We start from the raw sequence: 579 nt of genomic DNA on the forward strand, positions 1-579 counted from the left end.
CAATGTGGACCGGGCGGCCCCAGAGACGATGAACGTACGGCAGCGTCTTCTCCAAGTATTTGACGTCCAGTTCGACTCCTTCATATTCGTGCTTGATATACAATTCGCCGTTTCGGAGGTAATCCCCATCCTGCACAAGCAGTACCGGAAATCCCCCATTGACACGTGCCGCGCACAGTTGATCCCGCACCTTTTCCCAATCCTTCTCGACAATCTTCCACTCATTCCCCACCTTTTGGTACAGATAAAGATCCAACTCTTCCACCAGATCCTTGGTGAGGTAGTTTCGAAGGAAGGAAATGTCCGATTCAACTTCCCGAATCTCAAACATTTTCTCTCGACCCAGCCCCGGCTGTCGGCCCCAACGCTCCCTTTCTTCCTTTGTCGGGTTGTTCCAGCGTTTCTCAATATCTTCCCACATCTTCAGTCCCACATGATAGGGGTTGATACTGGTTCGGGACGGGAGAATCACCCCAGCGTTCATCCGGGCAAAATCAATCGTCTCGTCTTCCGTCAGATCCAACTCCCGCATGATCCGCAGGTGCCAATAGGTGGCCCATCCTTCGTTCATAATCTTTG

The 579-nt window shown here is 51.8% G+C and carries 1 protein-coding gene; it reads right to left on the bottom strand.

Annotation, left to right across the window (positions count from 1 at the left end; all coding sequences use genetic code 11):
* Nucleotides 1–579, bottom strand: a 579-nt coding sequence (locus tag ACFO8Q_RS23840) for a SpoVR family protein (protein ID WP_380029877.1), incomplete at both ends; no start/stop codon positions are given.

It is taken from the genome of Effusibacillus consociatus (assembly GCF_042652925.1).
In the GTDB taxonomy this organism is placed as follows: Bacteria; Bacillota; Bacilli; order Tumebacillales; family Effusibacillaceae; genus Effusibacillus; species Effusibacillus consociatus.